11 protein-coding genes are annotated in these 13,314 nt (G+C 51.6%); 7 read left to right on the top strand and 4 right to left on the bottom strand.

The window, feature by feature from the left end:
• Positions 1-2: 2 nt before the first annotated feature.
• Both viaA and ravA read right to left on the bottom strand, forming a co-directional pair.
• Positions 3-1,454, bottom strand: coding sequence for an ATPase RavA stimulator ViaA (gene viaA, locus M975_RS19050; protein WP_064561449.1), 1,452 nt, complete (start codon positions 1,452-1,454; stop codon positions 3-5).
• A complete protein-coding gene (gene ravA, locus M975_RS19055; protein WP_064561460.1) occupies positions 1,454-2,947 on the bottom strand; it encodes an ATPase RavA in 1,494 nt (497 codons plus the stop codon). Before ravA ends, viaA begins: the two co-directional genes overlap by 1 nt.
• A 227-nt stretch (positions 2,948-3,174) precedes the next feature.
• On the opposite strand from ravA, the gene kup reads away from it, so the two are divergent.
• The 7 genes from kup (at position 3,175) to rbsR (ending at position 11,057) form a co-directional block, all read left to right on the top strand.
• A complete protein-coding gene (gene kup, locus M975_RS19060; RefSeq protein ID WP_064561450.1) occupies positions 3,175-5,043 on the top strand; it encodes a low affinity potassium transporter Kup in 1,869 nt (622 codons plus the stop codon).
• Between the two features lie 193 nt (positions 5,044-5,236).
• Positions 5,237-5,656: a D-ribose pyranase gene (gene rbsD, locus M975_RS19065; RefSeq protein WP_064561451.1), complete on the top strand. Its 420-nt coding sequence runs from the start codon at positions 5,237-5,239 to the stop codon at positions 5,654-5,656.
• A 7-nt stretch (positions 5,657-5,663) separates the two neighbouring features.
• On the top strand, positions 5,664-7,178 hold the full coding sequence (gene rbsA, locus M975_RS19070) for a ribose ABC transporter ATP-binding protein RbsA (protein ID WP_064561452.1): 1,515 nt from the start codon (positions 5,664-5,666) through the stop codon (positions 7,176-7,178).
• The gene (gene rbsC, locus M975_RS19075; RefSeq protein WP_064561453.1) at positions 7,175-8,140 is read left to right on the top strand and encodes a ribose ABC transporter permease; all 966 of its coding nucleotides are present in this window, start codon (positions 7,175-7,177) and stop codon (positions 8,138-8,140) included. Before rbsA ends, rbsC begins: the two co-directional genes overlap by 4 nt.
• Before the next feature lie 28 nt (positions 8,141-8,168).
• Positions 8,169-9,056, top strand: a complete 888-nt coding sequence (rbsB, locus tag M975_RS19080) for a ribose ABC transporter substrate-binding protein RbsB (protein ID WP_064514934.1) — start codon at positions 8,169-8,171, stop codon at positions 9,054-9,056.
• Positions 9,057-9,132: 76 nt separating this feature from the next.
• A complete protein-coding gene (rbsK, locus tag M975_RS19085; protein ID WP_064561454.1) occupies positions 9,133-10,062 on the top strand; it encodes a ribokinase in 930 nt (309 codons plus the stop codon).
• 2 nt (positions 10,063-10,064) lie between these two features.
• Complete coding sequence (gene rbsR / locus M975_RS19090; protein ID WP_064561455.1) at positions 10,065-11,057, top strand: ribose operon transcriptional repressor RbsR; 993 nt, start codon at positions 10,065-10,067, stop codon at positions 11,055-11,057.
• Here the strand turns inward: rbsR and mdtD are convergent.
• Positions 11,054-12,436: a multidrug transporter subunit MdtD gene (gene mdtD / locus M975_RS19095; RefSeq protein WP_064561456.1), complete on the bottom strand. Its 1,383-nt coding sequence runs from the start codon at positions 12,434-12,436 to the stop codon at positions 11,054-11,056. The genes rbsR and mdtD overlap by 4 nt on opposite strands.
• Before the next feature lie 42 nt (positions 12,437-12,478).
• Positions 12,479-13,177, bottom strand: a complete 699-nt coding sequence (locus M975_RS19100) for a FadR/GntR family transcriptional regulator (RefSeq protein ID WP_064561457.1) — start codon at positions 13,175-13,177, stop codon at positions 12,479-12,481.
• Positions 13,178-13,314 lie beyond the last annotated feature (137 nt).

The following is a 13,314-nucleotide window of genomic DNA, read 5'->3' on the forward strand; positions in this document are numbered from 1 at the left end:
CATTAACGCCGCCAGCGACGAATCAGGCGGCTACGCATCCCGGTATCGAAGCGCCAGATATGATCGAATATGCGCATGATGCCGGGCTTGCCGTGCCCCGACATGGCGACGGCATGAAAACGATGCAGGTGTTTGCGCTGGAGATCCTTCACTTGCGTCACCACATCATCTGGCAGGCGTTGAGCAATAAAATCAGAAATCACTACCGCATCGGCGTCAACCCATTCACTTCCCTGCATTTTTTCCACGATAGCCCGGAAACAACTGGCGATATCAGTGCCGCCGCGAAAACGCTGGCTCAGAAACCTGATCGCTTGCTCAATACCATCTGCGCCACACACTTCGTAACGCACCACTTCGCTGGAAAACAGCATGATGAAACAGCGGCGATTATCGGCCAGCGCCACGCGCATTAGTGCGAGACAAAAGGCTTTGGCACACTGTTCGTTAAAACCGCCCATTGAACCGGAAGTATCCACGCAGACAATGAATGGCCCGCGTGGCTGCTCGTCGAAGTCCTGGTGAACGACAGGGCGTTCCATGACTTTCTCGCGCCAGGAGTCGCCATGTAGCCGGTAAGTCAGTAGCTGTTTTTCCACCAGCCGGCGATAAAACTCGAATTCCAGCTCGCTAATGCCCAACGTCGCCAGTTCCGGCGGCAGCAAACGCAGAATGTCATCGCTACGTTGTAGACCATCAACTTGCTCTGGCACTGTTGCAGGCTCGCGCACCAGCATGCGCCAGGTTTCGGTTGGCGCATCTTTTTTCGGTACCGCTTTTGCTTCTTTAGAGCGACCAAGCTGCTCGGCCAGTTTGAGCAATTCAGGCTGGCTGGCAAGGAAATCGCCGTACTGAACGATGAGCTGATAATCACCACGCTTAAGTGAACCTGCGCTCATATCCCACAGACGGCCTGCAGCGTTATCGCTATCGACTAACACCGGCTCAAGTTGCCCGCTTAGTGCCAGGCGCTGCTGCACCTCAGCGATCAATAGGTCACGCTCATCTTCCAGCAATTGTTGGTTAAGCGATGTCGTCTGAACCACCAGGCTCAGGCGCCAGCGTTGCAGGAACAGCGTTTGTTGGGCGGCTGTCAGATGGGGCGTTTCAGCCACCAGCTTTTGCGCCTGCCCGAAGAAGGGGGAGTCGACACTTTTCAGTAAACTCAAAATTTCTGGCAGTTTTGCGGATAGCTGACTTGTGGTGAGCAACTGGCTTTCCTGATAACACATGACTTCACGGGCGAGTTCTTGCGGAACATGGGTATCATGAAGTCGGGATTTCAGTAGTTCACGCCAGCGAGGAATATCTTTGGTCACCGCTTTTTTCAGGCGCGGGAATTTTTCAAAAAACACCGCTAACTGCGGTGCTGCCAGCAGGGTAATAATAATCTCTTCTATTAACTCAGCCTCACCAATGGTGAGGATGAGATCGAGCGCCTCAACGCTGAGCATTAATGTCGCGCCTGTTTAATTTGCTCTGCCACATCTTGTAGGCTGGCTTCAATTTTCCCCAGCCATTCGTTGTGGATGAACAAACATTTTTGCTGATCGTTAAAACGTTCGTGTTGCTGGTGGAGAGCCGCTTCCAGTTCGTCGAATTGCTGTTTGATCTCGGCGGGGATCCCTTCTTGCTGCTTACCTGGCTGCACCAGACGCGTTCCTTGCAGGCTTACATCGCGAAGAACCAGGTGCTGGCTTGAGTCGACTTCCATATTCAATACCTGGGCAAAACCGATCCCGTTGAGCTTGCCACGTAACTCTCCTCCTTTTACCAGCCACTGCGCGCAGGCTTCCCGGGAGATAGAAACGTGGATAACTTCGATATCGTGCAGTTTTAGCGGCTGCTGGAGTAACAACGTCAGCGTTTCGCCTGCCAGTGAGTCTGGTAGCTGGTACTGTGGACGACGGGTAAACATGCCGCCTTGTTTGGTCACGGTAATCGCTTCCCGGTCACTGTGCTGCTGTTGCAATTGAATGCGGCGCTGGATAATGGCACCCAATTTACTGAGCATGGCATGTTGCTGCCAGGCGTGGCCGGTCATCAATATTTCCAGCTGTTGTTGCATCAAATTCATCGCCGCTGAGTCATGCCACAGGCAATCTTTTAGCAGGATCAAATCAATAGGCGCTACGGACGTTCTGCCACTAAAGAAGGCGCTGGCTTGCAGCAGATGGATGGCTTTCTTCCAGCGGCGGTCAGAAACATAAGGTGCGCCAGCGGCGTTTTCGAGTTGCTGGCGTAACGTGAATATCAGTTCAAAGACATTATCGGGTAACCCAACCGTGCTGATTTCCTGCTGCCATTTGAAATATTCATCGTCAGTAACTTGCAGATTTTCCGGCACCGGGTTGTGGTTTTCATCATGCTGACTGGTGAGCATGGAACGGAAATTACCTTTGTCCTGCACTTTATCGAGCCACAGGCGAATCAGCATGCGGTCATACAATGCCTCCAGGCTGCTGTCGGCTTCAGGGAGTTCATTGGAGGCGGCCACCAGCAAACGCATGGGGATTTTCTCTTCGCTTGCCCCATTACGGAAACGGCGTTCATTTATTGCCGTTAGTAGTGTGTTCAGAATCGCAGGGCCTGCTTTCCAGATTTCATCAAGAAACACGATTTCAGCTTCCGGCAGATAACCGGCAGTCAGGCGCTCATAGCGCCCTTCATCTTTTAAAGCCTGAATGGATAACGGGCCAAACACTTCTTCAGGTGTGGAAAAACGGGTCATCAGGTATTCAAAAGCGCGTGCATGCTGGAATGCAAATTTCAGGCGGCGGGCAATCAAACTCTTGGCAATCCCCGGAGGGCCAAGTAAGAAAACACTTTCCCCACTCAGTGCGGCCAACAGGCAAAGTCGCACTGCGTGGCTTCGTTCAAACAGTCCTTTTTCCAGCGCCTGGCTAAGCCGTGAAATTCTTTCAGCCAATAAATGTGATTGAGCCATAATTAGCATTGCATCCTTACGCGGTTTGAAAGCCAGTGGGAATAGCGAGTATATCGTTCATCTATATTATCGTTAATGGATTGATGAACCGTTCTTTTTTCCCTGACATAAGATAAGCCTGTTGTATTTAGGGGTACGATTTCCATCATTATCGTGCATACTGTGCGCCTTTTTGTGGGCCAAGGGATTAAGCACACGCTTTCGGGATTCCAACAAAAGATTAGTCTATGAGCGCTGATAATAAACAATCATTGCCTGCGATAACGCTGGCTGCAATTGGGGTAGTGTACGGCGATATCGGTACTAGCCCGCTTTATACCCTTCGTGAATGTCTGTCTGGTCAATTTGGGTTTGGCGTAGAACGCGACGCCGTATTTGGCTTTTTGTCTTTGATCTTCTGGCTGTTGATCTTAGTCGTCTCGGTAAAATACCTCACTTTTGTTATGCGTGCTGATAACGCCGGTGAAGGGGGTATTTTGACGCTAATGTCTTTGGCTGGGCGTCATACGTCGGCGAGAATGACGTCGGTGCTGGTGATCATGGGATTGATCGGTGGCAGCTTCTTCTATGGCGAGGTGGTCATCACCCCGGCAATATCGGTTATGTCGGCCATCGAAGGGCTTGAGATAGCTGCGCCACAACTCGATGCCTATATTGTCCCACTGTCGATAATCGTATTAACGCTGCTGTTTATGATTCAGAAACACGGTACTGGCATGGTGGGCAAACTGTTTGCTCCGGTCATGATGGTATGGTTCCTGGTGCTGGCGGTGTTAGGTGCACGCAGTATTATCGACAACCCGGAAGTGCTTCATGCGCTGAACCCTGCGTGGGCGGTGCACTTCTTTATCGAATACAAAACGGTTTCATTCTTTGCTCTCGGCGCTGTCGTGCTTTCTATTACCGGGGTCGAAGCGTTGTATGCGGATATGGGCCACTTCGGTAAATTGCCGATTCGTATCGCGTGGTTTTCCGTGGTGTTGCCGTCACTGGTGCTTAACTATTTCGGCCAGGGCGCACTGCTGCTTAAAACGCCTGAAGCGATTAAGAACCCATTCTTCTTACTGGCGCCTGACTGGGCACTGATACCGCTGATGATTCTGGCAACGCTTGCTACGGTCATCGCTTCTCAGGCGGTTATCTCTGGCGTGTTCTCATTGACTCGTCAGGCTGTGCGCCTGGGTTACCTGTCGCCAATGCGCATCATCCACACCTCGGAAATGGAATCCGGGCAGATTTATGTGCCAGCAATTAACTGGCTCCTCTATATCTCCGTGGTGATTGTCATTGTGAGCTTCGAGCACTCCAGCAACCTGGCGGCGGCATACGGTATTGCTGTTACGGGTACGATGGTACTGACTTCCATACTCTGCTGTACCGTTGCCACCAAAAACTGGCACTGGAACAAAATTGCCGTGCTGCTGATGGGCTTTGCTTTCCTTTGCATCGACATTCCACTGTTCTCGGCAAACGTAGTGAAAATCTTCTCTGGTGGTTGGCTGCCGCTGTGCCTGGCGTTGGTGATGTTTATCATTATGACGACCTGGAAGAGCGAGCGTTTCCGCCTGCTGCGCCGTATGCATGAGCACGGAAATTCTCTGGAAGCGATGATTGCCTCACTGGAAAAATCGCCGCCGGTACGTGTGCCGGGTACTGCGGTTTATATGTCCCGTGCCTTGAATGTGATTCCGTTTGCCATGCTGCACAACCTCAAGCACAACAAAGTGCTGCATGAGCGTGTGGTGCTGCTGACGCTGCGAACTGAAGATGCACCGTATGTGCATAACGTTCGCCGTGTTTCTATCGAGCAGCTTTCGCCAACATTCTGGCGTGTGGTGGCAAGCTACGGCTGGCGCGAAACGCCAAACGTGGAAGAGGTGTTCCACCGCTGTGGCCTGGAAGGGTTAAGCTGCCGAATGATGGAGACATCGTTCTTTATGTCGCATGAGTCGCTGATCATCGGCAAACGCCCGTGGTATCTGCGCCTGCGTGGCAAACTGTTCCTCGCGCTGCAACGCAACGCCTTGCGCGCGCCTGACCAATTCGAAATCCCACCGAACCGGGTTATCGAGTTAGGTACTCAGGTCGAGATATAACGCTAACGCCTCTTCAATCGAAGGGGCGTTTTTTTGCCTGTTTGATTGTGCACGCTCTCATTTCCCCCGCAGTGAAACAAGACAGCGAAACGTTTCGATACCGATCACACTTCTGTAACTTACTGGTTGTTTTACCACCACTACATTTCCTACACTTCAACTCAGCGAAACGTTTCGCTAGTGGAGTAAGAAAATGAAGAAAGGCACAGTTCTCAACGCTGATATCTCGTCTGTTATTTCCCGTCTTGGCCACACCGACACGCTGGTGATTGCCGATGCCGGGTTGCCCATTCCTCGCAACACACCGCGTATTGATTTGGCACTGACTCACGGCGTACCGGGTTTTATGCAGGTCGTAGAAGTCGTAACGCAAGAGATGCAGGTTGAAGCTGCGATCTTAGCTTCGGAAATTAAACAACATAATCCCCAACTCCATGAAACGTTGCTCAAGCACATCGAGCAACTGCAACAACACCAGGGAAACACCATTTCTATTCGTTACATTAGTCACGAGCAGTTCAAGCAACACACCGCTGATAGCCAGGCGGTTATTCGCAGCGGGGAGTGTTCCCCGTATGCGAATATCATTCTTTGTGCTGGCGTAACTTTCTGAGGCCGGCATGGAACCGTTACTGCAATTAAAAGGGATCGATAAATCGTTCCCGGGCGTGAAAGCCCTTTCTGGTGCCGCATTGAATGTGTACGCCGGGCGCGTGATGGCTCTGGTGGGCGAAAACGGCGCAGGCAAATCCACCATGATGAAAGTGCTGACCGGCATCTATCAACGTGATGCGGGTTCGTTGTTATGGCTTGGCACAGAAACCACCTTTAATGGCCCGAAATCCTCACAGGAAGCGGGCATCGGCATTATTCACCAGGAACTGAACCTGATCCCGCAGCTCAGCATCGCGGAAAACATCTTCCTCGGCCGTGAATACGTTAACCGCTTTGGCAAAATCGACTGGAAAACGATGTATGCCGAGGCGGATAAGTTGCTCGCTAAGCTCAACCTGCGCTTTAACAGCCAGAAGCTGGTGGGTGATTTGTCGATTGGCGATCAGCAGATGGTCGAAATCGCCAAGGTTCTGAGCTTCGAGTCGAAAGTCATTGTGATGGACGAACCAACCGATGCTTTGACCGATACCGAAACCGATTCTTTATTCCGCGTTATCCGCGAGCTGAAAGCTCAGGGGCGTGGCATCGTCTATATCTCGCACCGTATGAAAGAGATCTTCGAGATTTGCGATGACGTGACCGTATTCCGCGACGGGCAATTTATTGCCGAGCGTGAAGTGGTGACGCTGACCGAAGATACGCTTATCGAAATGATGGTCGGCCGCAAACTTGAGGATCAATACCCTCGCCTGGATAAACAACCTGGCGAAACCCTTTTGCGCGTCGACAACCTTTCCGGGCCTGGCGTGCATGACGTCAGCTTCACTTTGCGCAAGGGCGAGATTCTCGGCGTTGCCGGTTTAATGGGCGCGGGTCGTACCGAATTAATGAAAGTGCTTTATGGCGCACTGCCGCGTACCGGCGGCTATGTTGCGCTTGATGGTCGTGAAGTGGTGACGCGCTCACCGCAAGATGGCCTGGCAAACGGCATCGTTTATATCTCCGAAGACCGTAAGCGTGACGGGCTGGTGCTCGGCATGTCAGTCAAAGAGAACATGTCGCTGACTGCGCTGCGCTACTTCAGCCATAACGTGGGTAGCTTGCGGCATAAAGATGAAAAGCAAGCGGTGCAGGACTTTATCCGTTTGTTCAACGTGAAAACCCCGTCAATGGAGCAGCCAATCGGCCTGCTTTCTGGCGGTAATCAGCAAAAAGTGGCGATTGCCCGTGGCCTGATGACGCGCCCGAAAGTGCTGATTCTTGATGAGCCAACACGCGGCGTTGACGTTGGCGCTAAGAAAGAAATTTATCAGTTAATCAATCAGTTCAAAGCCGATGGGTTAAGCATCATTCTCGTTTCGTCCGAAATGCCGGAAGTGCTCGGTATGAGTGACCGAATTATGGTGATGCACGAGGGGCATCTGGGCGGGGAATTTACCCGTGAAGAAGCCACTCAGGAAGTCTTAATGGCGGCAGCCGTCGGCAAGCTCAATCGCGTGAATCAGGAGTCTGTAAAATGAGTACCCAAGCTATTCCTGGCCGTCGCTGGTTCACTAAAGCGTGGCTGTTAGAACAAAAATCCCTTATCGCTCTGCTGGTACTGATTGCGATTGTGTCGAGCCTTAGCCCGAACTTTTTCACCGTCAATAACCTGTTCAACATCCTGCAACAAACCTCTGTGAACGCCATTATGGCGGTTGGGATGACGCTGGTGATTCTGACTTCCGGGATTGACCTGTCCGTCGGTTCATTGCTGGCGTTGACCGGTGCGGTTGCGGCATCGATTGTGGGTTTAGAAGTCAATGCGCTGGTGGCTATTGCTGGTGCGCTGGCGTTAGGCGCAGCCATCGGTGCGGTGACGGGGATTATTGTCGCGAAAGGCCGAGTGCAGGCGTTTATCGCCACGCTGGTGATGATGCTTTTACTGCGCGGCGTGACCATGGTTTACACCAATGGCAGCCCGGTAAACATGGGGTTTTCTGATAACGCCGATCTGTTTGGTTGGTTTGGTATTGGTCGCCCGCTGGGTATTCCAACGCCGGTGTGGATTATGGGCGTGGTCTTCCTTGCGGCATGGTACATGCTGCACCACACGCGCCTGGGTCGTTATATCTATGCGCTGGGCGGTAACGAAGCGGCAACGCGTCTGTCCGGCATCAGCGTTAACAAAGTTAAAATTATCGTTTACTCACTTTGCGGTCTGCTGGCGTCTTTGGCCGGGATCATCGAAGTGGCGCGTCTTTCTTCTGCACAACCGACGGCGGGCACGGGCTATGAACTGGATGCCATCGCGGCAGTGGTTCTGGGCGGAACAAGCCTTGCGGGCGGGAAAGGGCGAATTGTTGGGACGCTGATCGGGGCGCTGATCTTAGGCTTCCTGAATAACGGGCTGAATTTATTAGGTGTTTCTTCTTATTACCAGATGATCGTCAAAGCAGTGGTTATTTTACTGGCGGTGCTGGTGGACAACAAAAAGCAGTAACAATCATAACCCTACAGGACATCTGACTATGAATATGAAAAAACTGGCTACTCTGGTTTCCGCTGTTGCACTGAGCGCCACTGTCAGCGCTAACGCCATGGCTAAAGATACCATCGCGCTGGTTGTTTCCACGCTGAATAACCCGTTCTTCGTTTCCCTGAAAGACGGCGCACAGAAAGAAGCAGACAAACTGGGCTATAACCTGATCGTGTTGGACTCCCAGAATAACCCAGCGAAAGAACTGGCGAACGTGCAGGACCTAACCGTTCGCGGCACTAAATTGATGCTTATCAACCCAACTGATTCCGATGCGGTAGGTAATGCGGTGAAAATGGCCAACCAGGCTAAAATCCCTGTGATTACACTCGACCGTATGGCGAATCAGGGTACTGTGGTCAGCCACATTGCTTCTGATAACGTGGCTGGCGGGAAAATGGCGGGTGACTTCATCGCTAAGAAACTGGGTGAAGGCGCGAAAGTTATCGAATTGCAGGGCATTGCTGGTGCATCCGCTGCGCGTGAACGTGGCGAAGGCTTCAAACAAGCGACGGCTGCGCACAAGTTTACTGTTCTGGCGAGCCAGCCTGCTGACTTCGACCGTACTAAGGGCCTGAACGTCATGCAAAACCTGCTGACTGCGCATCCTGATGTGCAGGCGGTCTTTGCTCAGAACGACGAAATGGCACTGGGCGCGTTGCGTGCTCTGCAAACTGCCGGTAAATCCGATGTTCTGGTTGTTGGCTTCGATGGCACAGCAGACGGCGTGAAAGCTGTTGAAGGTGGCAAACTGGGTGCAACTGTGGCTCAGATGGCTGACCAGATTGGTGTCATCGGCGTAGAAACTGCCGACAAAGTATTGAAAGGCGAAAAAGTCGACTCCAAAATCCCGGTCGACCTGAAGCTGATTACTAAATAAGACGACAATAGAAAAGCAGGGCACCGCGCCACTCCACTCCAGAATTTGGGGTGGCGCACTTAACTGGACATAAAAAATGAAAACGAAAGGCAATCTCGTCGTGCTGGGCAGTATTAACGCTGACCATATCCTTAACCTCGAACATTTTCCTACGCCGGGTGAAACCGTTACCGGGCAAGAGTACCAGGTCGCGTTCGGTGGGAAAGGTGCGAACCAGGCTGTTGCTGCTGGGCGCAGCGGTGCAGATATTGCCTTTATTGCTTGCGTGGGCGACGACGATACCGGAAGCCGCGTCTGCAAACAGTTAATCAGTGACAAAATCGACACTTCTCCGATTAGCACGATTAAAGATGCCGCAACGGGTGTGGCACTTATCTTCGTTAACGCTGCCGGTGAAAACGTGATTGGCATTCATGCCGGCGCGAATGGGGCATTAACACCTGCGCTTGTTGCACAACAACATCAAAAAATCGCTGAAGCTTCAGCGCTTTTAATGCAGCTGGAGTCACCGCTGGACAGCGTGCTGGCGGCCGCTAAAATTGCTCATCAGAACAATACCCAAGTGATCCTCAACCCTGCACCTGCCTGTGAGTTATCTGACGAACTGCTTGGGCTGGTGGATATGATCACGCCGAATGAAACTGAAGCGGAAAAACTGACAGGTGTGCGCGTCGAAAATGATGACGATGCGGCGGTTGCGGCTCAGGCGCTTCACGCTAAAGGCATTGAAACCGTCATTATTACCCTCGGTAGCCGTGGTGTCTGGCTGAGTGAAAAGGGTAAAGGGCAACGCGTTGCAGGCTTTAAGGTCAAAGCCGTAGATACCATTGCGGCGGGCGATACCTTTAATGGTGCGCTGGTCACAGCATTACTGGAAGATAAACCAATGGCCGAGGCAATTCGTTTTGCCCATGCCGCCGCCGCTATTGCCGTGACGCGTAAAGGCGCACAGCCTTCAGTGCCGTGGCGTCATGAAATCGACGAGTTTTTGCAGCAGCAAGGATAATCATGGCCACCATGAAAGACGTTGCGAAAATGGCGGGGGTTTCGACTTCTACGGTTTCGCACGTCATTAATAACGACCGTTTCGTGAGTGATGCCATTCGTGAACGAGTTGATGCGGCAATTAAAACGCTTAACTACGCGCCTTCCGCTTTAGCGCGTAGCCTCAAGCTCAACCAGACACATACGATTGGCATGTTAATCACCGCCAGTAGTAACCCGTTCTACTCTGAGCTGGTGCGCGGCGTTGAGCGAAGCTGTTTTGAGCGTGGCTATAGCCTGGTATTGTGTAATACCGAAGGCGACGAGCATCGGATGAACCGTAATCTGGAGACATTACTGCAAAAGCGTGTCGACGGGCTTTTGCTGTTGTGCACCGAAACGCATCTCCCTTCACCAGAAATAATGAGCCGCTACCCTTCGATTCCTACCGTGATGATGGACTGGGCACCTTTTGAAGGTGAGAGCGATGTCATTCAGGACAACTCACTGCTTGGTGGTGAAACCGCGACGCAGCACTTAATTGATAATGGTTATACCCGTATCGCCTGCATTGCTGGCCCGCAAGATAAAACTCCTGCGCGTTTACGCCTCGAGGGTTATCGCAAAGCGATGAATCGCGCCGGTCTTGAGATTCATGAAGGCTTTGAGATTATCGGTGACTTTGAGTTTCAGGGCGGTTTCACTGCTATGAACTCGCTGCTTGTACTGGAAGATCCACCGCACGCCGTGTTTACTGGCAACGATGCGATGGCGGTCGGGGCTTACCACGCGCTGTATCAGGCCGGGCTTAAGGTTCCACAAGATATGGCGGTTGTCGGTTATGACGATATCGAACTTGCGCGCTATATGACGCCGCCACTCACGACTATTCATCAGCCTAAAGATGAGTTGGGTGAGTTGGCCGTTGATGTCCTGATACATCGAATGGCGCAACCCACATTAGATCAGCAACGCTTGTTTCTGACGCCTGAGCTGGTGGAACGTGGTTCGGTCTAGCGTTTAATCATGTTGCGCCCATCTTTCGGGCGTAACAGTAAGAACACCAGAGCCGAAACTAGCGTCACCGCCCCCATCGTCAGGAACGTATAGTGGAATTGCTCGACAGTGTTAATACTGTCGATACCTTCATAGATACGAAGCACCGCAGCACTTACCGCCACCCCAAGGCTAATTGCCAACTGCTGCGTCACGGCCAACACGCTATTCCCGCTACTGGCATTTTCGTCGGTAAGATCGGCAAGCGTAATCGTGTTCATCGCCGTGAACTGCGTGGACATCGCCATCCCCAGAATAAACAGTGGCAAAATGAGCAGCCAAACTTCCATCCCCGGCGACTGCAATGAGAATTGCCCAATCAACAAGCCGATGACCAGCGTGACACCGACTAAGGTTTTCCTGTAGCCCAGGCGACGCAAGACTTGTGTCACGGTAGATTTCGCCAGCAGCGAACCAATTGCAGTTGGTGCCATCATGCAACCCGCGATCAACGCCGAATAGCCGAAACCGACCTGTAGCATTAAAGGCATCAGGAACGGCACACAACCCGTTCCCAGTCGCGAAGCGAGATTTCCGACAATACCTATAGAGAAGGTTCTGGTGCGAAACATTGGAAGGGCGATAAGCGGCGTGGGGTGTCGGCGTGCATGCCATATATAAGTTGCCAGCAGAACAAGGCCACCCAAAATCGTCAGAATGCCGATATAGCTGGCAACAATACGCTCCCCGAATAACTCCATCCCGCTTGAGATCATTACCAGACTTAACCCAAAGAGAAGGAAGCCAGTCATATCAAAGCCACGACGGGGAGTCGTAAAGTTTGGCATGTATTTTCGCGCGTAGATGAGCCCGAGAATACCAATAGGTATATTAATGAGGAAAATCCAGTGCCAGCTTGCCCACGTAACCAAAACACCGCCGAGCAATGGGCCGAGGATGGGGCCAACAAGCCCAGGCATGGTAACGAAGTTTAAAACAGGGAGTAATTCGCTGCGTGGATAGGCGCGTAATAACGCTAAGCGGGCAACCGGCATCATCATCGCCCCGCCAATTCCCTGTATTACGCGGAAGATAACCAATTCACCGAGCGAGTTTGACATCGCACAAGCAAATGAACCGAGAGTAAAAAGGGATACAGCGAACATAAACACCCGCCGTGTACCGAAGCGGTCGGCAAGCCAACCGCTGACGGGGATCAGCATGGCGACGGTTAGGGTGTAACTGATAATCGCGGATTGCATTGCCAGAGGCGATCGCCCAAGACTATGAGCGATGGCGGGCAATGCGGTGTTTAGAATGGTGGCATCCAGCGCCTGCATAAAGAAGGCCATTGCCGCAATCCACGGCAACCCGGCCATACTGCGAGCTGTTTTGGTCATTTTTATCCTGATGTTTTAAGGCGACCAGGAAAATACGCGGCCTTACCTGTGAGCGAAGGGTTCATTTAACAGAGTCTGACCGGCAATTAACGCGGCCTGACTATCGCCCTGGGTAATGGCATCAACGATTGCCTGGTGCAAATCGAGCTTAATAACTTCGTTATCGGTTATAGCGGTAAAGTAATTGTAATAAATTGAACGGAATAAGTTAGCGAAAGAACAAAGGAAAGGGTTACCACTCATTGCATAGATTTGTTCATGGTAAGCCATATCGACTTCAATCCAGCGTTGGCGGTCGAATGCACCTTTCAGCTTAACCATCTCAGCCATCATTTCATTGAGGAATGCTTTTTGTTCGTGCGTACCATTTATGGCAGCCATGGAACAGGCTTGTGGCTCCAGGCTATTACGCATAACAAGGAAGTATTCCACCACATCATTAAAGTTCTCTTCGGTCATCCACCAGGTCAGCAGTTCCTTATCAAGGAAGTTCCAGTGGCTGCGAGGCATAACACGCGTTCCAATGCGGGGACGGGGTAGAACCATTCCTTTTGCAGTTAATGTCTTTACTGCTTCTCGTACAGCTGTGCGACTCACACCGAAGATTTCACCCAATTCGATTTCACCAGGCAAAATACTACCCGCTTCGTACTCTCCGCGGAGAATGCGTTGTGCTAGTTTTTCCGCAAGAACATAGGAAAGGTTCTTTTGAGCCGCGAGTTGTTGTGCAGAGAGAGACATAAATGCAATTCCTTTAGCTTTGTTTCTATTATGTAGTATGCCACCAGGTATCCTTTTCTGATGCTTAAAACAGCAAATATCCCGTGTTCCGCGGCTTTTATAGTGCTTTTGGCGAAAAAAAAGACGCTTGGTAATCT

The organism is Buttiauxella brennerae ATCC 51605, assembly GCF_001654925.1.
Lineage (GTDB): Bacteria > Pseudomonadota > Gammaproteobacteria > Enterobacterales > Enterobacteriaceae > Buttiauxella > Buttiauxella brennerae.